The following is a 20,906-nucleotide window of genomic DNA, read 5'->3' on the forward strand; positions in this document are numbered from 1 at the left end:
ACGTTTTGTTAGTTCCCGGAAAGACGGCCAAATCCGTCCGGGATTATTTTCTTTCCATGAATTTTCTCAAAGCTGATTTGGTAAAAATGAGACTCTTGCCATTTTTGGTGTGAGGAATATCATGTATTCGATTGTATAAGGTTTGCAACTTCCATCCGAGAAATACAGCAGCTTGTTTGGCATTCAAATACTCTTCGGTTTCAGCAGTCGCCATTTCTGTTACAGCCTTTCTCACATCATTGCGAATAAACTTGTGCAGTTCTTCTGCAATCATTCTGGCATCTGAACGGTTCATTTCTTTATCGCTTCGATGGTTATCTGATTTTTATCTTTGTCGATGGATATTGAATATCTTTCAACGTCTTCACGGGGATCAGTAAAAGCTAATTGATAGGCGTAGCTTCTTGCATTGACGCAATCCTTGTAAGAATCCAGCTGCATCACTTTGGAAGAACCAGCTTTAATGCTTAGAATATCTTTCTTTGTTACTTTCATATTATTTTCTATTTTATACTTAAATTTTCCACAAAAAATTTGCATAAAAGAAAGCTAACAACTACATTTGCCAATGAGATATGTAGTAAGTGGCTTTTGAAGTCGCCAGCTTTCTTGTTGTTCAAACTTACACTCTTTGTTTGTTTGACGTTGCAAATATACTTCATATTTTCAGAAGTACAATAAAATACTTCATAAAATTTGTAGTATTTCGTATGTTATAAAACATATTTTAATGTAAGTTGCTGGTTTATAAAATGTTATACAAGTGAGGCTTGCGTAAAAAGAAAGCTTTCTGAAAAAAAAGTAATGTCGTTCTATTAGTATTGTAATAATTGAAGAAGTAAAAGACGATCTCATTCGGTAAGGTGCTGGATTGCTGCATAGTTAGCCCTTAGACGGTTTCCCGTTTTTGCTATATGCAGCATAAGAAATGTCTCGTTCGTATAAGTACGCCGTTCTTAGCTGGCCGGGCATTAACAAGTTACCCGACTTCCCGGATTTTTCGCTTACTTGTAGCTGTGCAGGCATCCCGGTTTCGTTTGCCTCTCAATATCGCACGCCCTTCGCAGTATTGAGTTGTAAGAGTGTAACCCTCTGTCTCTCCGCTATGCGGCCTACCGCCGATTACACAATGTGGAGAAAAAGAAAATCCGCAAATAGGTAGCAGCTATTTACGGATTTCTATATATAAACTCCAAATAGGATGTTTAATCAATTTATGTGGTAATACTGCTACTATTACGGATGCAAATATACTACTTAATTTACGAAGTATGCAAGAAGTTGACGATAAAAAATTGAGTGATCTCTCAAAAAGGTTTTTGCAAGCAATTTCATATTGTGGTTTGAGTGGGTATAAATTGAAGAAAGACAATATTATATCCAGTGAATCAACTCTTACCAGTATAAAAAAAGGGATTCAGTTACCAAGTAAAAAAACAATTGATGCTTTTTGTGAGAAGTATGATGTGAGCAGGGCATGGCTATATACTGGAGAAGGTTTGTTTGCAAAGACTCCATCAGGACAGATAGAACCTTCGGAGAAGGATATTAGGGATGCTCTGAAAAATGCGAGAATGCAATCAGACTCTACGATTAGTAAAGTAGCTCCTTATCTTCAAGATATTCTTGTAAAAGTAAAATATGTTCCGATAGATGCTGCGGCTTCATTTGTCGAAAGCTTATATAACACAGCTTATGAAATTGATTCTTATGGTGTCATGCCGGAAGAAGGTGAAGTGCTTGATGATTCTTATATGGTCTTTCAGGTACGTGGTGACAGCATGGAGCCAACTATACCGGACGGAGCTAAAATTCTTGCTCGCAAAATAGAAGAAGGTTTGTGGGAAAGCGCGTCAGGAGTTGTGAGTATTGTGTATGGGAAAACACTTTCAGTCAAGCGGATATTGAAAAACAGTCTTTTCTTGGATAATGTGCTGACTTTAAAGGCTGATAACCCCAAGCATGGCCAGTTAGATGTCGAGAGAAGAGAAATAAGGGGGATGTGGCAAGCATTACGCATAATAAGTCAAAAGATTATTTGATATGGAAGAAAGGGCTATTGACAGATTACGAAAATTTGCAAGGTATGCACGTGATAAGGGAGTTGTCAAAGGTGAGAACTCGTTTGAGGCTTATTGTGAATTATCAAATAGATACATTTATAATTCCATAAGGAACGGGAAGGGGGCTATTGGAACTGATATAATAGCTCGTATTGTGGATAAGTTCCCGGAATTGAATGTGAAGTGGCTTTGTACTGGCAAAGGGAATATGATTGAGACGGATATTGATGCGAATGTCAATTATAAAGCGGCTTATGAGGGTGCAATGATGCAAATAGAAGCTTTGCATAAAATTATAGAAGAAAATAAGCGGAGATGATATAAATATGATACCATTAATATATTTTTAACAAGTATTTTGCTGATTATCAGTATAATAGTAAAATGTGTTAGTTCCGTACGCACCGCAAAGGAGAATTAGGAACATAAAAAAGCACTGATATTCAATATATCAGTGCTTTTTTATGTTCTTACCTTTGCTACACTTTAAAAAAATAGTGTGCATAATGTGCGACCAACTATTAGTAACCCGTGCGACCAATCCATGTGTAACATTCATGTGTTCTAACCACCTGAAATAATGAATGTTATATATAGGTTACTTTTTAAATTTTGTACCTTTACTTTTCGTGTCTCCGACACATAACATTCAGTTTCAAATTTGAATTCATAAGAACGTTTGATTTACTAAGAGCCTGTTCAAATTCTGCTCAATACTATTGTGAGAATTGTTTTCGAGTATCTTTTTCTGTTTTTATGAGAAGAAGGCTCCGGAGGGTTCTCGTCCGGACGTTAAATCTTGGTTAACGTACTGCTAAAAAAACAAAAAACAATCTCCCTCCAGAGCCTTCCCGAAGATGCTGTTTTTTTGTCTTTCCACTGCTTTTCCGCTGCTTTTTCGTCACTTCTCCGTATCACCTCCGTATCACCTCCGTTTCAAGTCCGTTTCACCTCCGTTCTAAAATTGAATAAATATTTACTTAATATCCGTGAAGAAACGAAAATGAATGCTTCATGAAGCGAGGATGAAGCGGAATTTGATCCTTTATTGTTAAAACATGTAAATCTATAGATAACTTGTTGCGCTTTTAAAAATGCGGACAAACGCCCTTTGGCCGCGTTCGCATTCGTTAACAGAACGGGGCGCCTGTAAGAAAACTTTCTCCCGTCGGTGATTGTTGACAGCATTGAAGCATGATTGCAGTGCGATTGCACCCATTCGGCCAAGAACGGCATAGAATGGAAATACAACAAACGTCGGTCCGATATAAGCCTGCACTATTCTGATTCCAAAAATATCGCCCTATAGAGATTATATCATGAAAAACAAATGTTTTAGGAGCAAGAATGACGAATCTGATATTTTTTCCTTATTTTTGTGTGTCCATTCTTGAATGATATGATACAGATAATACGATTAAAAGGAAAAGACAAACAGTTATACCGGCTCCTGGCACCGATGGTGATGGATCCTGAAGTAATACGTGCCAACAATAATTTCCCTTTCAAGACCGGCGAGGAGTATGTGTGGTTTATTGCGCTGAGAGATAAAGAAGTGGTAGGCTTCATTCCGGTGGAGCAAAAAAGCCGGAAGAAAGCCGTAATCAATAATTATTATATAAAGGCAGAAGGAGCCGGACGGGAGGAAATCCTGTCGCAGTTGTTACCTGCCATCATCAAGGAATTCGGCCCTGAGAACTGGTTGCTTAATTCGGTCACATTGATGCAAGACAAAGAGATATTCGAGAAGTTTGAATTTATATCCATGGATAAGAAGTGGACAAGATATGTTAAAATGTATAGATAATATATGGGCAAAAAGAAGGCTACGGGCACAAAAAATGTATATGAACTGGCACAAGAGCGACTAAAGGTTATATTTAATGAGTTTGATAATATCTATGTATCTTTCTCCGGTGGCAAGGATAGTGGAGTATTGTTGAACATGTGCATTGACTATATCCGGAAGAATAACTTGAAAAGACGTATCGGAGTCTTTCATATGGATTACGAAATTCAATATAAGATGACCATTGATTATGTAGACCGGATTCTGGAAGCTAATAAGGATATTCTGGATGTGTACCGTGTGTGTATTCCTTTCCGCGTATCTACATGTACATCTATGTACCAATCATTCTGGCGTCCTTGGGAAGACAGCAAGAAGAATATATGGGTGCGCTCCATGCCCCAAAAGGCAATGACCAAGGATGACTTTCCTTTTTATAACACAACAATGTGGGATTATGAGTTTCAGATGCGATTTGCGCAATGGATACATAATAAGAATGACGCAGTGCGGACTTGCTGCCTGATTGGGATTCGCACGCAGGAAAGTTTCAACCGGTGGCGGTGTATCTACATGAGCCGTAAGTTTCAAATGTATCATAAGTACAAGTGGACATCGAAAGTGGGGAACGACATTTATAATGCCTATCCTATCTACGACTGGAAGACGACGGATGTATGGACGGCCAACGGAAAGTTCCAATGGGATTATAATACGCTGTATGACCTTTATTATCGTGCGGGTGTCAATCTGGAACGGCAACGTGTGGCGAGTCCCTTTATTAACGAAGCTCAGGAGAGCCTTCAGCTCTATCGCGTGCTCGATCCCAATACATGGGGCAAGATGATAGGACGGGTGAACGGTGTCAACTTTACCGGAATGTATGGCGGTACCCATGCCATGGGATGGCAATCGGTGAAACTGCCCGAAGGGTATACATGGCGTGAGTTTATGTACTTCCTGTTGTCTACCTTGCCGGAGCGGGCACGGAAGAATTATCTTCGGAAGTTGTCGGTGAGCGTAAATTTCTGGCGGACGAAAGGGGGCTGTCTGAGTGAAGCCACCATCAAGAAACTGATTGATGCCAAAGTGCCGATTATTGTCATGGACAACAGTAACTATAAGACGTTGAAGAAGCCGGTGCGCATGGAATACCAGGATGATATTGATATACCGGAGTTTAGGGAGATACCTACCTATAAGCGAATGTGCATCTGTATCATCAAGAACGACCATGCCTGCAAGTATATGGGATTCTCGCCGACGAAGGAAGAGATGAGTAAGAGAAGTCAAATAATGGAACAATATAGAATCATAGTATCATGAGTGTAGATAAAAGCCCTGTTTACGAGGTAAAAGCGGTGCCCGTAGAGAAAGTACATGCAAACGATTATAATCCGAATGTCGTAGCACCGCCTGAAATGAAGTTGCTCGAACTTTCCATTTGGGAAGATGGCTTTACGATGCCATGTGTGTGTTATTACAACAAAGAAGAAGATAACTATATTCTGGTGGACGGTTATCACCGTTATACTGTACTGAAAACGTCGCAACGTATCTATAAACGCGAGAACGGACTGCTTCCGGTTGTAGTGATAGATAAAGACTTGTCGAACCGTATGAGCTCGACGATACGGCACAATCGTGCCCGTGGGATGCACAACATTGAATTGATGTGTAATATTGTAGCGGAACTCGATAGGGCAGGTATGTCCGACCAGTGGATTATGAAAAATATCGGTATGGACCGTGACGAATTGTTACGTCTGAAACAAATTTCGGGTTTGGCGGATCTCTTTGCCAACCGGGAATTCAGCATTCCTGACGAAGTTGCGCCTACAGAAACAGAACGCAAGGTGTTATAATCTGATGGCTATATATACAGTATTCAGACATTTTGGCATTCAGGCACAGATTACACGAATTACACGGTTTATAAGATAATTGGAAAAACGTGAAATACGTGTAATCCGTGCCCAAATTGTATTCTGAAAATGATTTATCGTTTACAGATTGCCTTAAAGTCGCAGTACGAACATTTCTTTATATCTTTCGTTTGCGTAAAAGCTTCTTTCTCATCGAAAACCTCTTCCAATAGTGCTTGCAGGCGTTCGCGGAATTCGTCCTCAAAAAAGGCGAAGTTGTTTACCGGTATTTTCGGTTTGCGGGGTTCTCCCATTTCAATAACGGGCGAATAACTTTCCGATGCTGCGCGGTGGATATAGAGTAGGGCAGGAGCTACCATCAGTGATTGTTTCCGGCTCATAATGGCAGCATAGAGAAATGTCTGGAAGATATAATTCGGGCGTGTTTCCGAAGGGGTAAACAACTGCTCTATATTGGCTGGTGTTTTGGGGCTTCCGCCGGTTTTGTAATCAACGATTCTTAAAGTTCCTTTCTTAGCGTCCATGCGGTCTATTGTTCCACCCAGGCGGAGAGTGAACGGGCCTTGTCCTGTCTGTATGGTCATCTCTTCTGAAACCTTCTTTTCCATGGCAACCATTTCAAAAGGAGTATATTGAAGGTCGTTGCGTAACAACTGTTTCAGATAGGAGAGAATGACTTTGGAGTTGATAAGTTGCACGCCATTGTATTCGGGCTTTTCTTCAGGAGCTACCTTGAATAGTTCTTTCTTGAATGCCCGGTCAACATAGCTTTGCAGTTTGACCTCATCACGGAGCAAGCGTTCCAAGTCTTCTTTCTGTATCATATTTCCGTTGGCTGTCAGCTCAGTATATACCAATTGGGCGGAGAGGTGAAAAATCGTTCCGAACAGAGCGGAGTCGATTTCTGCGCTGACTTCATCAGGAGTCTTTAGTCCTGCCACATACCGGTAGTAAAATCTCAACCGACAATCGAGGTATGCGTTAAGGGCGGAAGGGGAAAGAATGACGGATTTCGGGTTGCTGCTGTCGTAAGCACGGTAAATTCGTCTTAATACTTCCGGTGTCTTCTCGATTTGTATCTCTTGATTGCTTTGTGGAGATTGTCCGGCTTCCAGATATTCGCGGGTGATTTCGTGAGGCCCTTCCACTAGCAATTGTAGCATGAAACGGGATTCTTCTCCACGATTCAAGCCATCTGAAGAGGTGTTGTAGAGTAAAGTGATATTCTCTGCCCGTTGTATCAGGCGGTAGAAGTAGTAGGCGTAAACCGCATTTTTGTGTTCGATGGTCGTCATGCCGAAAGCCTTTCGAAGATTGTATGGGATGAATGAGGATTCTCCACCGGATTTGGGCAGTTGGCCTTCATTGAGAGATAGCATCACAAGGTTGCGGAAGTCAAGATTACGCGTTTCCAATACGCCCATCACTTGCATTCCGATGGCAGGCTCGCCGTGGAAAGGGATATTAGCGGCAGTCAGTACTTTGCTAATCAGCCTTTTTAGTGTGTCGGTACGAACGTTCAGTTCTCCACTTTCAATCAGGCTATAGAGACGGTTGATTTTAAGATGGCTCTGGAATAGGGATTCTCTATAAAGTTGATTGAAAATGTCATTGTATTCTCCTTCTTTGCGGTACAGGATGGAGATATCTTTGATTAATCCGACAAGGTAGTCGCATAAGTCCTTGATGCCGCTGCGGGGAGTGAAGAGATTGGCTAGGAAGTCATCTTGTTTTAATTCCGAAGGGAGCGGATAGAAGCGGTTTGTCTTTGTCAGTTCGTCTTCCAGTGAATCGGCATGAGTGGACAGTTGTTGAGTGTAGGGATGTTTCAATATAGCTGATACTGCTTCGTAGGTAAATCGTCCGGTATCGCTACGATAACCATTGGTCTGCAATTCCATTGCTGCGTTGATAAAGCTGTATACGGGAGTTTGTGCCAATGGGAATCCCATAGTGATATTGACGTTCTTCACTTCTTGCGGAATGGAGTGGAGTACAGGAAGCAACAGTGCTTCGTTACAGAGTACTACTGCATTTTCTTTTTCTTCACATTCACTGTTAGAGAAGGTTGTACGTATCCATTCGGGAAGGAAGCGCGCTTGTGCATTTTCGGTAGAAGCGGAAATGTAGCGTATATTTTTGGGTGTTTTGAAAGAGTCGAAATAACTATCCGGAAGCTCGTTCGGGAAATCCTGTAAGTTACGTTTAAGGAATTCTCCGGCTTCATGCTTCTTGATTTGTTGGGTATAGAATATATCATAATCCCAATAGAACATGGCTTTATCTGCGTCTTGCAGCAGTTTGAAGAATTGGTGTTCTACTTTATTCAGTACATTAAAACCGACGAATATATATTTGTCATACTTGAGCCGTTCAGTATCAAGCTGCTCGATGACATTCCGGTAGAGCATACCTTCGTAGGCAATGCCTAGCTCTGTAAGGTTCTCCTGGTAGCGATGATAAATAGAGCCTAGTTTGTCCCAAAGGGAAATAAATTTCTCCTTAAGTTCCGTCCGGCGTTCGATAGAGAAATTCTGGAAGAATTGCCGGATAGCCTCTTCCTGCTCTTTGTCCAGAAAGTCATAGTTATCCATCAGGTTCTTCAAGCCTTGCAGATTGCTGAAGAGTTTGTCTGCATCTACCATGTTCTTATCTACATCATCGAAGTCGCTGATAAGCAGTTCTCCCCAAAAATAGAAATCATCCAATGTCTCCTGGCTTTGTGTTTCTTCCTTGAACACTTTATAAAGTTCGCAAACTAATCGGATAGGGTCACCGGTTTTCTGTACGGATAGTTTCTGAAACAGGTCGCTGATACTCATTGCAGCGGGAGCCCAAATTGGTTGGTCGGATTCTCCTGCCAAGTATCCGTTGAAAAACAGGTTGGCGCGCTTGTTCGGGAAAACGAGTACCGTACGTGACAGGTCGTTGCCTATTTTGGAATATAAATCGTGAGCGACTAGTTGGAGAAATGTTTGCATAACGTTATAATACTTAGAATCTAATATTTAATACTTTTGAGTTTTAGACTTTCTCTATTCTTTCTTCATCTACATACCACAAATATCCGGTAATATTCTTATATCCCATTTTTGTGAGCAGTTGCATATATCCTTTCACTTGCTTATTGTATTTGGGATTCTCTTTTCCGAATTTAAAATCAACAACAACTACCTGCCCGTCTTTCATCATTACACGGTCGGGACGGCGAGTTTGCAAGACTCCTTTTTCCTTGTATATGATGGCACATTCATTGAACAGTGTCCATTCTCCTGAATACCAGTCTTGTATCTCGGGGGATGAGAAAGCCTTTTGTGCGACTTCACGTGCCATTTCCTCTTTTTCTTCGTTTCTGATTACTCCTTCAAAGATAAGCCGGTCAATGGCGGGTTCAATATCCTCTGCCGTTTCGATAACGGAGAATAGGGTATGCAGCAAACGTCCGCGATTGATAAAACGGTCGTCGGATTCCTCTTCTTCAATTCCTTGAATGAAGTCTGCTGAGCGGTTGGACTGGCGGAATTCAATATCATGGCGCATGGACTCCATTTGAACAGGTAGCTTTTCCGGTTTCTGAGTAAGCTTGTTGGTAGAGGTCTTAGCTTTATCTTCTTCCGAAGGGCAGAGTTTACCTTGTTCATAACAGTCTTCTTCCCAATCTATCCCTTCTTTGAGCGCTACGACAGGGAGTGCGTTTGCCAGTAGTTCCGACATTGTACCTTTTTGGGCTTTTTTGCTCCAGATGATAAGATTCTTTCCTGCCCGGGTGAAAGCGACGTACAGCAAATTTAAGTTGTCTACCCATAGTTGCAAGCGTTCGTGCAGATAGTCGTTTCCATATATGGATTCCGCCATCTGCGTGGAGTAGTTGATAGGAAGAATATCCAAAGCGTTGAAGGGGGCTGCCTGAGGGGCGCACCATACTAATTGGTTATTCGTTTCATTCTCTAATTTCCAGTCACAGAAAGGAAGAAGCACTGTGTGGAATTCCAATCCTTTGGATTTGTGTATAGAGAAGATTCGGATACCTTCTACTTCTCCGCTTGGAATCGTTTTGCTGCATAATGTTTCATCCCAATAACGGATGAATGCGTCAAGCTCGGAAGAGTTGTTTTGCAGGTAATCCGTTACTGCATCAAAAAAGGCAAACAAGTAAGCATCCTGGGCCTTGATATTCTTCATCTCGAAGATGCTGAATAGTTCCTCTAACAATTCATAGAGAGGCATTAGCCTCAGCTCTTTTATCCTTTCAAGAAATGCGGATGGAAGATGGTTTTCGACAGGAAGAAGCAGGAGGCTATTCCAGTCCAGCCCTTTTTGTAAAACTTCGTTCTGATAGGCTACTGCCAGTTGGGCACGGGCTATCTTATTGTTTTCGTCCGAGAGATAGCGCAAAGCATCCATCATCATACAAATAGCCAAGGAAGCATTCAGGCGGAATGCTTCATCCGATACTATTTTGTAATGCAGCTCTTTGTCAAAATAATCGGCGATACGTGGGATGCTTTTGTTCTTTCGTACAAGGATAGCTATGTCATTTAGCCGTACCCCGTTGGCAAGCAGATGTTCTACTTCTGCTCCCAGGCTGATTAGTGTCTGTTCGGTATAGTCGTGCTCTTCGTCGGGTTCGAGAAAAGAGACTTTTACATATCCCTTCTCTGTACTTCGGGGAGATTCCTGCACGACGTCGGCATAGGCTTTTTGTAGGTCCTCGCAATCTTTGCCGAGCTGTTGTCGGTAAACTCCGTTCAGATAATCGGCAGCGGCTGTGAATATATGGTTGTTGAACCGGATGACAGTGGTCTCACTACGCCGGTTGGTAGCCAATGTCTTGACACGAATCGGGAAATGTTCGATATGGTCGTTCAGTCCGTTGAGAATTCCCCAATCCCCATTTCTCCAACGGTAGATAGATTGCTTCACGTCTCCGACAATCAGGCTGTTTGCCCCTTGGGATAATCCTTCGAGTAAAAGTAGTTTGAAGTTACCCCATTGCATTCGGCTGGTATCTTGAAACTCGTCTATCATGACATTGCGGATATTCGTCCCTATCTTTTCGAATACAAAAGAAGAATCGCCGTCTTTTACTAATTGATGGAGTAGGGCGTTGGTGTCTGACAGTAGGAACCGGTTGTTATCGTGGTTCAGTTGGCGTACTTCTTCATCGATATTGGCGAGAAGTTGTACTTTATTGAGATGTTGCAGGGACAGCCGGCAACTGTTCAGCAGCATATTGTTTCGTGGACGTAACTTTTCGGCATCTTCCAAAACTTGCATAAGGCTGGAATTAGCTAAGTTTATGATATCCGCATAGCGGGGTGAGGTCTTGGCTGCCCAGTTCTTGGCGTCTTCCAGACATTTTTCCACTGTGGCATTACGTATATCGTTACCTAAAACCCCATTGTTGAGTTTACGAAAGTAGCTGCCGATTCCTCGTGAGCCACCTTTCAGGTCATCGGCAGTCAATGCGTGTCCGTCCAGTTCTCCTTCGAATTGGTCGTAGAAGCCTTTCATTTGTTCCAAAACCTCAGTTTCTAGGGCTTTCAGGTGTTTACGGTATTCTTTGATGGTATCCGGGTTGCGCAGTCGTTCACGAAGTTTTTCTCCTTTCTCAATGTAGCCTTCATCAAATATATTGCGTCCGAAACTCTTGACTTCGTCCGATACGTTCCAACGCTTATCGTCGGCAATCCGTTCGTTGATATAGTCTAACAACCAGGCGAGGACGGGGGAGGCAGGTCCTAGCTTTTCTATCATGCTGTCCACTGCGTCACTAAGGACTTCTGTGTTGTTCAGTTCTATATTCAGGTTCGGACTGAGTTCCAGTTCCCGTGCCAGGTTACGCATGACGGATTGGAAGAAAGAGTCGATTGTCTCTACCCGAAAACGGCTGTAATCATGCAACATATAGCTTAGGGCAATACCTGCTGCTTCACGTATTTCCTGTTCCGTTTTACCAGTCTCTTCCTTGATACGGTTGAGATAGGCTTCAGAATCTTTATCACTTGTCTGGATACCATAAAGCTGGCTGAGAATGCGTTCTTTCATCTCTGCCGTGGCTTTGTTTGTAAAGGTTACAGCCAAAATCTGCCGATAGGCGCGTGGATTGAGAATAAGTAGCTTAATATATTCTACAGCCAGGGTAAATGTTTTCCCCGATCCTGCAGAGGCTTTATAAACAAGGAGTTCGCTCATTATCTAATAATAGGATGAATTAATAAAACTTTTTCAGAAAATCAACTCCGAAACAAAGTATGAATAGAGGCAGATAGTCTTTTAAAGCTACTCGCAGTAACTTTAAAGCTTGCCCGATTCTGTAATTGACAGTTTGTGGAGAAACCTTGAGCTTTTCGGCTATCTCTTTGTGAGTTAAACGATGATTACGGTTCATTTCATATGCCTTCCGATATTCTTCAGGAAGTTGTTTTAACGCTTCTTCGTAAAGTCGCATAAGTTCATTTTCTAAATAGAAATCCGGATTGCTGAATTCACCTTCGTATTTTTCTACTATTTCCTGATGTACTTTCCGTTTAATCTCAAAATGGGAGATACGGTTCAGTGCTTTGTTTTTGACTATCGTAAAAAGAAGGGTTTTCAATGTCAGTTCCGGCATGAGACTGGAACGGTTTTCCCACAACCACATCATTGTTTCCTGCACAATTTCCTCAATCTCTTCCTGCTCGGCAACGTATTGCGAGCAGAAGGCGCACAATCGTCGGAAGTAATGACGGTAGATCGCGTCAAAAACTTTTTCTTCGCCTGCTTTCAGAGCATTGATGACAGATTTATTATTATTAATATCTAGAAATATTGGAGATTGTGACATTCTCTTTTGCTTTTGTAAGACAAAAATAATGAAAGAAGTAGAGAAAAGAAATAAAAACAGGAGAAAAATATTTTTTTCTTTTTGAGTTTAGTATATTTGTGCAGCCAACTGTATTACTACAAAGGTATTATATTTTTTATTGAAAAAAGAGTGAATAGACATGGATGAAATATTCTTGTTGAGTTATCTACGGGGTGAATGTAATGATGAGGAAGCCGGACGGGTGGAAGCCTGGTGCAAAGAGGCACCGGAGAACCGGAAAGTCTTGGAACAGCTTTACTATACTCTTTTTGTAGGTGACCGGGTAGCGATGATGAATGCCGTAGATACAGAGGCATCATTAGATAAATTTAAATCGGCTGTTCGGGAGAAAGAAAAGAAGACCAGACGGAAGAATATGTCACTCTGCTGGGGACGTTACAGTACTGTGGCGGCTGCTTTCTTCGCCGGACTCGTTTTTGCAGGCGGGGTTACTTGGGGACTGGTATCCAATAAGCTTTCGGACTATGAGGTGCTGACTGTTGCGGGGCAAAGGGCACAGACTGTACTCCCGGATGGCAGTAAGGTATGGCTGAATGCTTCTTCTAAACTGGTTTATCATAATTCTTTCTGGAGTTCGGACCGTCAGGTGGACTTGTCGGGTGAAGCTTATTTTGAGGTGGCTCATGACAAGCATGCTCCGTTTATAGTAAACAGTAAGCAAATCAAGACATGCGTGTTGGGGACTAAATTTAATGTGCGGGCACGCGAAGAAGAGAATAGGGTAGTGACTACTTTGCTTCAAGGATTGGTTCGGGTGGATTCTCCACGGACAGAGGAGAATGGTTATTTGTTGAAACCGGGACAGACATTGAACGTGAATACGGATACTTATCAGGCTGAACTGATTGAGTATAACCAACCTACGGATGTTCTTTTGTGGATTAACGGCAAACTGATGTTCAAGCAACATTCGCTATTGGAAATTACCAATGTCATGGAGAAGTTGTATGATATTAAATTTGTTTATGAGGATGATGCTCTGAAAACTGAACGATTTACCGGTGAATTCTTAACGGATAGCACACCTGATGAAATTCTTAATGTTTTGATGCATACCAATCATTTTGATTATAAGAAAAACGGACGAGTGATTCGGTTGATAAAGAAGAAATAAAATAGAGATATTTATAGAAGAAAAGAGTATTTGAGATAGAAGGCATGTCGGGTTAGCTGGCATGCCTTTATTGTTACCCACGAAAATAATGTGAGCCTAGATAAGCACATCGCTCTTTCTACAGTTGATTGAACGATGTGCTTGGTTTAAGAGATTTTAATTCTCTATCTTAGTCTTTATTATTCGGCAGGGAATACAAACATTTTGCCACCGTTATCGTCAAATCTGCCTTTCATCGGAAGATTCAGATTATCCTTATCGCCGTCGTAATAAGTAGCCCAGTTCCATATCATAGTATCATCTTCTGTGATTTCACCGGTCTCGTGATTACGTTTTAGCCCGTTACACGGATAGTAAAGCAACAATCCTTTTTCGTCCGGATTTACCATTTTCCAAGTGAATGCTTTGATTTGCTGTTGAGTGCGCGCGATATCCCAGAAACGAACTTCGCGGATATATTCGTTGGCGCCCCCTATCCAGAAACCAATCAGACCATACTCTCCGTCCCTAATCTCACTGGATGCTACCAGATCGCCATTTACATATACATAAGTTATTTTACCGTCATATACAAATGTAAGCATATACCATTCATTGGGTTTAGCGGCAAATTTATTCTTCGGAACATCTATTTGAGCAGAACCCGTTTTTATTTGCAATTGATTGGGGTCAATGGTTACATCTCCAAACCGAGTGTAAATTTCATCATGAGGTCCGGCATTGGCAACCAGTTTTGTTCCCCCAATAGACCTATTGTTGGCATTGTATGCAGAACGCTTGACCATAGCTTCCATAGTCCATTGTTTCACCTTAAAGTCCTGTGGGAACATTTTGTCACTTTCACTTCCTGAGCCATTCATAAGAAGTACTTTGGTACGCGTACGTTTCTCTAGAATAAGCAACGCTTCTTCTTCACCCGGAATCGGAGAGGCAGAGCCATTAGACAAACGGATAGGCAATGCATAATCTCCTTTCAATGAAAATTTCAGATTTTTCAATGAAACCGGTATGGACTGCATAGCTAGATTGGGTTTGAAGTTCATAACAGTCGGCATCTCATACATTTCGGGCGGTAACATCAGATAGGATGTGTTATTCTTCTTGTTGTATTCGTCAAGTTGTGCTTGGTCACCAACGATTAAAGGAACATCGAATGCTTTGTCCTCCTTTACCGTCAATCCGACTTTCACATCTTTGATGAAATATTCTTTACCCTCTTCTACGAAAATCTGAATAGGACCCTCAGCGGCAATGTATGCACCTTGACCGCTTCCGTTTTCTTTTTGAGATTCCGTATATAATTCGTTTTGGCAACCTGCTAGAAGCAATGCACCGAACAGAGTCATAACTATTTTTTTCATTTTTCTTTCTGATTAAAAGTTTATTCAAATTTGCCGGGATAAACCTGGTTACCATAATAAAGAGCAGTTCTCAACCACTTGTAAGAAGGTTCGTTGGCAAAATCATACTCCATGTGATAAGTACCTATGCCACCGATTCGTTTGCCACTAGGCAAGTCCATCGTTGCATAATCAAAGAGTTGTGCCCCATGAATATACCTGAATTCAGGATGCACAGAACTGGAATAATAGGTAATGCCACCGGTTCTCCAACCTTGTTCAAACTCAACTGTGATAATGGTTTTACGCTCCCAATCCTCTAAATGCGGATGATTGATTTTCCTGATAACACTATTTGTATTACTTTCCCAATAAGCCTGATAGATATAATGATCTATTAATTTAGATGTTTCCGTAGACAAAAGATCCGGTTGCCCATCCATTACCAGCATTCTGCCTGCAGGACGTAAACGGGCACTCAAAGTTTCTATAAAGGCTTGCATTTTTGTATTACCTTTCGGACTTATTTCCTGACCATTAGCTATAGTTCCCGAATGTCCATATCCCGGTTCGTAGTCAATATCAAAACCATCTATATTATATTTTTCAATAGTGTCACAAATGGCATTTGCATAAGCGATACTTCCTTTTACAGGATCACCCTCACCTAGTTCTTCTACCCAGTATTGGTGCATATCCTTACCTTGTGGAGTAATGGCGGAACCAATATCTTGAACAATCCAACAAAGCAGGGCTTTCCCTCCTTTTACCTCTTGAAAGAATTTCAAGTCTGCTTTCTGTTCGTCAGATAAGTAACCTCTGGCCCCCCACAGCGAAACAAAGTCTACACTATCAGGCAACATCTTCAGATAATTCTGAGGATTCGTACCTTTACCGGTCCAGTTTCCATACCAGCCGAAACCCTTCACATGAGGAGTTTTACGGTACTCTCTGAGTTGGCGATAATATTCACGTTGCGAAGGCATTAAATCCTCCTCTCCCTGTGCTTCAATAAAAGGGATGTAACGTGTTATATCTTCTTGTTCGGGGAACGTCACACGCTCTGTCTCTGTCCAATCAGAACAGGCTACAAAGCTCAAAGCTGCAATACCAATGTATAAATAATTACGTAATCTCATAATATTAATTGTTGTTCATTGATTATTAAAACAAGTAACTGAATGGTTATTACTGGACAGGTCTGCCGGAACGTACCCACCAAAGTTTTGTGCCCCCTTTATCCGGACCATTTAGCAAAGTAGAAAGAGACGACATATTAGGGTTGCCCTGATGTTCCTTTGTTGAAAAGCTGAAACGTTCCGGTGTCCGGGCTTTTGCATCTGCACCTATCTTATTGGGCAAGTTGCTGTCAAAGAGAGCTGCCAGATAAGGATAACCTGTTCTGCGATATTCTGTCCACGCTTCTACTCCATTAGGATAGAGAGCCAGATATTTCTGAGTAATGATCTGTTGCAATTTTCCTTCTTCCGAAGCAGTGGCATCCCATTTGGGAGAAACGTTTCCGGCAGTGATGTCAAAACCGTAGGGATTAGAATAATTGGAATAATGATAATCACTCGTTGTCAACGCTGCAGGTTTCACACTGCCTTTGTTTAAGTAGGCAGTAGCTACTGCATCCGTAATGCCCCATTCTTCCATAGACATTTTCACGCCCGCTTCATACAAGTTCTTTACGTCTTCTGCTATCAAGTCATACAATGCCGCTTCAGCTTTTAAGAAATAAGTTTCGGAAGCTCTGAACCAATATAGCGGGTTTGCATTTTCCACTTTGGGTGCAGATGCGAATTCAGCGCTATTCCTACCCGTTCCCTGTCCTTGTGTATTGCCGGGAGCAACGCAATAATATCCTTTTACGTCACTATATGTGCCTTGCGTATAGTACTTTTCCAAACGTGGGTCACCATAACCGGTAAGATAAGACCAAGCCGTGGCGCCCATCCGGTTTTCTTTATAATCAATTGTGGCGATGAGAGAATTGAGTAACGGGTACTTGCTTGTATTACCAATTTTAGCTTCGTCAGCTTTGCTTTCAATCACGCCCCCATTCTTAGGGTCCAATGCTTTCTCAATGTATTCCTTTGCTAGAGCTTCATTCACAAAATGAACGCGGACAGCCATTCTTAGCATTAACGAATTGGCGAGTTTCGTCCATTTCACGGGGTCCCCATCATAAATTAAATCATATTTGGGCATAATCTTCGAAGTCGCTTTGTTGAGAACATCTGCACAAGTAGCCAAATCTTTCAGCATAGCCTTATACACATCTTCCTGTTTGTCGAGTGCCGGAGCGATGTCACCGTTTCCTGCATTGGTATATACGATAGGACCGAAACAATCGGTAGCTCTTAACCAACCTGCAACTTTCACTATATTAAATATGGCCATGATTTCTTGTTTCTCAGGCTCATCGCTCGTCCCTATTTTTTGGTATATCTGCACCCAAGGCTGATATACTTTCATGTAAAGCTGTTCGTATGCATAGTTCATTCGATTGTCTGCAAAATCCCAAGTTGCTTCCGTGCCCAACCTCCAGTTGTTATTCATCCCGAAATAACCTATATACTGACCGGATGACATCACGTCTGTAACCGCCAGGTCATTGCCCGGTTCGGTTGTCTTACTCGGCGAGCCGATAGGAATAACCCGCTGTTGCATATCCATCAACTGTGTGCCGTATATCAATCCGCCTGCTTCCAGATCTTCATCCGTCACACCTGTAGTACTTTTATTTATGTCAACATAATCTTCACAAGCAGTTAAGAAACTTAGCGAAAAGATTAATAATAAGTATTTCTTCATTTTCATAATATCAATAATTAGAATCCAAATTTCAAACTAAATCCGTAAGTGCGACTGCTAGGCAACATAAAATAGTCGTAACCTTGACCGAACGTACCGGTTGAAGCAGTTAGTTCAGGATCATATGGAGCTTTGTTGTAAATCATCCATAAATTGGTTCCATATACAGAGACGTTCACGTTTTTCACCACATTACCAAACCATTTGTTAGGCAGCGTATAGCCTATGCTGGCTTCCTGCAAACGGATATTGGTAGCTGAGTAAACATAATAGGAATCTAAATCGTAGATTGTTCCATAATAATCTTGCGGCTCCATCTTTATATTACCCAGCATCACGTAGCCTGTCTCCCGCGCATCTGCAGATGTTTTTGATACGCCGAAACGGTCAAGCGTAGCTTGAGTTTTAGAAATCACGTTGCCGCCGATTCTTGCGGTAAACATGACACTGGCATTGATGCCTTTGTAGTTGAATCCATGTCTCCAACCTAAATTCCATTTCGGATTGACTGTGCCAATCTTGAACGGTGTGGTGTTTTCTGTCGCTATAGTCTGTCCGGGAGTGTAAGGGATATAACCTTCATCGTTTTTCTCCACCCGGCGGTCGGCATACAAAGCACCCACTTCACCATCTTCACGAAGACGGAAACGACCGAGTTTAATATCACTCAAATCCATCAGTTCGCCACTGACAGGATTCTTCACGTTGGAAGCTAGCTTCTTTATCTTATTCTTGTTGGAAGTGGCGGTGAAAGTCGTATTGTAGTTAAAGTCACCAAATGTCTGGTCGTAACCTAGCGTCAATTCGATACCTCTATTCTGCACATTACCGGCTTGCACATACATATATTTATATCCGCTGGTTCCCGGCATATCCGCTTTCAACAACTGGTTGTACGTGTTAGACTGATATATCGTAACTCCTAAAGTAACGGTGTTGTTAAACCATCTGGAGTCGATACCCAATTCGTAGGAGCGGGTACGTTCTGCCTTCAAATCACTTAAAGGATAATATTCGAAAGGAGCTACTGTGCCATTTTCCAGTTTATGGGTAATGGTTCCCGGCGTCAGACCCGTAAATGGAATAGGAGATCCTACTTCGGTATAAGAACCTCTGATTTTGAAATAGCCTAATACCGGTTGTATGCTTTCACGAAGACTATTCGGTAAAAGCTCGGTAACGATAGCCGAAAGACCTACCGACGGATAGAAAATCCATTCTTCTTTACTGTTCACCAGTTGCGACGGTTTGTCGGCCCGACCGGTCAGTGTGAGATACAAAGCCGAATTCCATGAAAGCTCTGCCGAAGCAAAAGCTGCGAAGTTTTGTGTGCGCGAATCGCCTCCTGTCTCATAAACACTGGCAACGGCTGAATTTACATTTCCATAAGTAAATTTATTGGGGACAAGCAATAAATCGCCGCCATAACCGTGACCTTTTGTATCATATTCCTCGAAAGATACGCCGGCATTGACCGTAGCGTGGTAAATTTGGGCAAATTGCTTGTCGAAGTTTACCATAATATCGGCATATTTCTGTTTATAGGACTCGTTGGAGTATCTATATCGGCCGTTGTCTCCCGCAAAGGTGCTGATGGTGGAAGCGTAACGCTTGTCTTCCGATTCGGAATATGTATTATCAATGCGGGTACGACCTGCGACATTCAAGTACTCCGTAATGTCATATTTCAGATTGGCATAGAGCATATAGCGGTCTTTTGCTTCAGGACGCAAGTTGCGATAAGCAATCCAATAAGGATTTTGCACGTCCATACCCATACCTCCCGGTTGCCAGCTTTGTTTATTATACCCCAACTCATTGTTGTAGCGTTCAAAATATTTTTCACTTTCAAAATTCATCCCTCTCGGATAGAGGTATGCCCCCACTATGGGATTAAAGTATGTACCGAAGGATATCATGTTGTTGTAGAACTCGCGCACATAACTGGCGGATACATCCAAAGTCAGTTTATCCTTTAGAAATTTAGCCGTATTGCGGAATGTTACATTATACCGATGATATTTATTATTTTCTACCATGCCGGTAGAGTTGACGGCTGATGCGGAGATATAGGTCTGGTTCTTTTCCGTCCCCATCGAGAGATTAAACGAATTGTTGAATGTAGCTCCGGTATTAAAAAAGTCTCTGGGTTCCCATGAAGACGGTTTTTCCATTTTGTCGCCCCAAGAGAAGTAATTACCTGTCAGATTTCCATACGTATTTTGAAATTCCGGCATTACAAAGGGATTTGCGAACTCGACAGAAGAAGATACATTCAGACGCATTACACCTTCGGCGCCTTTCTTGGTATTAATCAGGATAACACCATTGGCGGCATTGGCTCCATACAATGCGGCAGCCGACGGACCCGTCAATACGGATAGGCTTTCGATATCATCGGGATTGAAATTGGCGATGCCTTCACCGGACGTTGCTCCTCCGAAACCGGTTCCGTCTCCCGAACGGTCGGCTTTATTTCCAATAGGAATACCATCCACTACGTAGAGCACATTGTTCTGACCTGCGATAGACTTGTTACCACGCATCACAACACGAGTGCCGCCGCCCACACCGGATGCACTACGCTGAATGTTTACACCGGCGACTTTTCCATTCAGTGAGTTCATAAAGTTGGCATCTTTGACTGCCGTCAAGTCGTCACCTTTCACTTGTTGCACATTATAGCTCAGTGCTTTCTCCGAGCGCTTGATACCCAATGCAGTAACAACCACTTCATCCAAAGTTTGAGTATCTTCTCCCATTACAATTTTCAGGGGTTGTGTATTAGCTAGCGTGATTGCTTGGGAGAAATGTACTCTATTAGAATCTATTTTATTTGAAAATCCTTTCGGTTTCAAAATTGCCTATGAATACATCTATAATGTTTGATACTAAATGACTTAAATAGATATATGGTCTATTTCTCTTGTAACTGACAATAGATATAATAGTAATCATTCTATTTTCCGCCACGACAATTTTATCGGCTGTTTTTCAGCCGATAAAATAAAAATGCCCGCAAGAAA

15 protein-coding genes are annotated in these 20,906 nt (G+C 41.9%); 6 read left to right on the plus strand and 9 right to left on the minus strand.

Annotation, left to right across the window (positions count from 1 at the left end; all coding sequences use genetic code 11):
• Window positions 1-43 precede the first annotated feature (43 nt).
• Both NSB03_RS13715 and NSB03_RS13720 read right to left on the minus strand, forming a co-directional pair.
• Window positions 44-295 (minus strand): helix-turn-helix domain-containing protein, encoded by a 252-nt coding sequence (locus NSB03_RS13715; RefSeq protein ID WP_024987683.1) that lies wholly within the window; start codon window positions 293-295, stop codon window positions 44-46.
• Entirely contained in the window at window positions 292-495 is a 204-nt protein-coding gene (locus NSB03_RS13720; protein ID WP_004326696.1) for a hypothetical protein, read from the minus strand. The genes NSB03_RS13715 and NSB03_RS13720 overlap by 4 nt, the downstream gene beginning before the upstream one ends.
• A gap of 776 nt (window positions 496-1,271) precedes the next feature.
• Here NSB03_RS13720 and NSB03_RS13725 point away from each other — a divergent pair.
• From NSB03_RS13725 to NSB03_RS13745, 5 genes are all read left to right on the plus strand, one after another.
• Window positions 1,272-2,042 carry a S24 family peptidase gene (locus NSB03_RS13725; RefSeq protein ID WP_004326695.1) on the plus strand — a complete coding sequence of 257 codons (771 nt, stop codon included), beginning with the start codon at window positions 1,272-1,274 and terminating at the stop codon, window positions 2,040-2,042.
• Between the two features lies 1 nt (window position 2,043).
• A complete protein-coding gene (locus NSB03_RS13730; protein WP_004326694.1) occupies window positions 2,044-2,382 on the plus strand; it encodes a hypothetical protein in 339 nt (112 codons plus the stop codon).
• 1,080 nt (window positions 2,383-3,462) lie between these two features.
• Window positions 3,463-3,870 (plus strand): hypothetical protein, encoded by a 408-nt coding sequence (locus tag NSB03_RS13735; protein WP_024987682.1) that lies wholly within the window; start codon window positions 3,463-3,465, stop codon window positions 3,868-3,870.
• Between the two features lie 3 nt (window positions 3,871-3,873).
• Window positions 3,874-5,178, plus strand: coding sequence for a DUF3440 domain-containing protein (locus tag NSB03_RS13740; protein WP_065538538.1), 1,305 nt, complete (start codon window positions 3,874-3,876; stop codon window positions 5,176-5,178).
• The gene (locus NSB03_RS13745) at window positions 5,175-5,717 is read left to right on the plus strand and encodes an IbrB-like domain-containing protein (RefSeq protein ID WP_065538539.1); all 543 of its coding nucleotides are present in this window, start codon (window positions 5,175-5,177) and stop codon (window positions 5,715-5,717) included. Before NSB03_RS13740 ends, NSB03_RS13745 begins: the two co-directional genes overlap by 4 nt.
• A 134-nt stretch (window positions 5,718-5,851) precedes the next feature.
• On the opposite strand, the gene NSB03_RS13750 is transcribed toward NSB03_RS13745, so the two are convergent.
• From NSB03_RS13750 to NSB03_RS13760, 3 genes are read right to left on the minus strand one after another with little or no spacing between them, the layout of a single operon-like run.
• On the minus strand, window positions 5,852-8,719 hold the full coding sequence (locus NSB03_RS13750; RefSeq protein ID WP_257466442.1) for a PD-(D/E)XK nuclease family protein: 2,868 nt from the start codon (window positions 8,717-8,719) through the stop codon (window positions 5,852-5,854).
• 43 nt (window positions 8,720-8,762) lie between these two features.
• Window positions 8,763-11,933, minus strand: coding sequence for a UvrD-helicase domain-containing protein (locus tag NSB03_RS13755; protein WP_135039274.1), 3,171 nt, complete (start codon window positions 11,931-11,933; stop codon window positions 8,763-8,765).
• A 19-nt stretch (window positions 11,934-11,952) separates the two neighbouring features.
• Window positions 11,953-12,564: an RNA polymerase sigma-70 factor gene (locus NSB03_RS13760; RefSeq protein ID WP_024987681.1), complete on the minus strand. Its 612-nt coding sequence runs from the start codon at window positions 12,562-12,564 to the stop codon at window positions 11,953-11,955.
• A gap of 160 nt (window positions 12,565-12,724) precedes the next feature.
• Here NSB03_RS13760 and NSB03_RS13765 point away from each other — a divergent pair, with 160 nt between their 5' ends.
• Window positions 12,725-13,720: a FecR family protein gene (locus NSB03_RS13765; protein ID WP_024987680.1), complete on the plus strand. Its 996-nt coding sequence runs from the start codon at window positions 12,725-12,727 to the stop codon at window positions 13,718-13,720.
• A gap of 179 nt (window positions 13,721-13,899) precedes the next feature.
• Here the strand turns inward: NSB03_RS13765 and NSB03_RS13770 are convergent, their stop codons facing one another.
• From NSB03_RS13770 to NSB03_RS13785, 4 genes are read right to left on the minus strand one after another with little or no spacing between them, the layout of a single operon-like run.
• The gene (locus NSB03_RS13770) at window positions 13,900-15,081 is read right to left on the minus strand and encodes a BT_3987 domain-containing protein (protein WP_167764633.1); all 1,182 of its coding nucleotides are present in this window, start codon (window positions 15,079-15,081) and stop codon (window positions 13,900-13,902) included.
• A 20-nt stretch (window positions 15,082-15,101) separates the two neighbouring features.
• A complete protein-coding gene (locus NSB03_RS13775) occupies window positions 15,102-16,199 on the minus strand; it encodes an endo-beta-N-acetylglucosaminidase (RefSeq protein ID WP_024987679.1) in 1,098 nt (365 codons plus the stop codon).
• A 49-nt stretch (window positions 16,200-16,248) separates the two neighbouring features.
• Window positions 16,249-17,886, minus strand: a complete 1,638-nt coding sequence (locus NSB03_RS13780) for a SusD/RagB family nutrient-binding outer membrane lipoprotein (RefSeq protein ID WP_128824375.1) — start codon at window positions 17,884-17,886, stop codon at window positions 16,249-16,251.
• A gap of 11 nt (window positions 17,887-17,897) precedes the next feature.
• Window positions 17,898-20,678 carry a SusC/RagA family TonB-linked outer membrane protein gene (locus NSB03_RS13785; protein WP_317174383.1) on the minus strand — a complete coding sequence of 927 codons (2,781 nt, stop codon included), beginning with the start codon at window positions 20,676-20,678 and terminating at the stop codon, window positions 17,898-17,900.
• Window positions 20,679-20,906 lie beyond the last annotated feature (228 nt).

The organism is Bacteroides acidifaciens, assembly GCF_024623065.1.
GTDB classification, from domain to species: Bacteria; Bacteroidota; Bacteroidia; order Bacteroidales; family Bacteroidaceae; genus Bacteroides; species Bacteroides acidifaciens.

Coding starts and splice junctions, on each gene's coding strand:
- NSB03_RS13715 (WP_024987683.1), bottom strand. CDS start 295: ATGAACCGTTCAGATGCCAGAATGATTGCAGAAGAACTGCACAAGTTT.
- NSB03_RS13720 (WP_004326696.1), bottom strand. CDS start 495: ATGAAAGTAACAAAGAAAGATATTCTAAGCATTAAAGCTGGTTCTTCC.
- NSB03_RS13725 (WP_004326695.1), top strand. CDS start 1,272: ATGCAAGAAGTTGACGATAAAAAATTGAGTGATCTCTCAAAAAGGTTT.
- NSB03_RS13730 (WP_004326694.1), top strand. CDS start 2,044: ATGGAAGAAAGGGCTATTGACAGATTACGAAAATTTGCAAGGTATGCA.
- NSB03_RS13735 (WP_024987682.1), top strand. CDS start 3,463: ATGATACAGATAATACGATTAAAAGGAAAAGACAAACAGTTATACCGG.
- NSB03_RS13740 (WP_065538538.1), top strand. CDS start 3,874: ATGGGCAAAAAGAAGGCTACGGGCACAAAAAATGTATATGAACTGGCA.
- NSB03_RS13745 (WP_065538539.1), top strand. CDS start 5,175: ATGAGTGTAGATAAAAGCCCTGTTTACGAGGTAAAAGCGGTGCCCGTA.
- NSB03_RS13750 (WP_257466442.1), bottom strand. CDS start 8,719: ATGCAAACATTTCTCCAACTAGTCGCTCACGATTTATATTCCAAAATA.
- NSB03_RS13755 (WP_135039274.1), bottom strand. CDS start 11,933: ATGAGCGAACTCCTTGTTTATAAAGCCTCTGCAGGATCGGGGAAAACA.
- NSB03_RS13760 (WP_024987681.1), bottom strand. CDS start 12,564: ATGTCACAATCTCCAATATTTCTAGATATTAATAATAATAAATCTGTC.
- NSB03_RS13765 (WP_024987680.1), top strand. CDS start 12,725: ATGGATGAAATATTCTTGTTGAGTTATCTACGGGGTGAATGTAATGAT.
- NSB03_RS13770 (WP_167764633.1), bottom strand. CDS start 15,081: ATGAAAAAAATAGTTATGACTCTGTTCGGTGCATTGCTTCTAGCAGGT.
- NSB03_RS13775 (WP_024987679.1), bottom strand. CDS start 16,199: ATGAGATTACGTAATTATTTATACATTGGTATTGCAGCTTTGAGCTTT.
- NSB03_RS13780 (WP_128824375.1), bottom strand. CDS start 17,886: ATGAAAATGAAGAAATACTTATTATTAATCTTTTCGCTAAGTTTCTTA.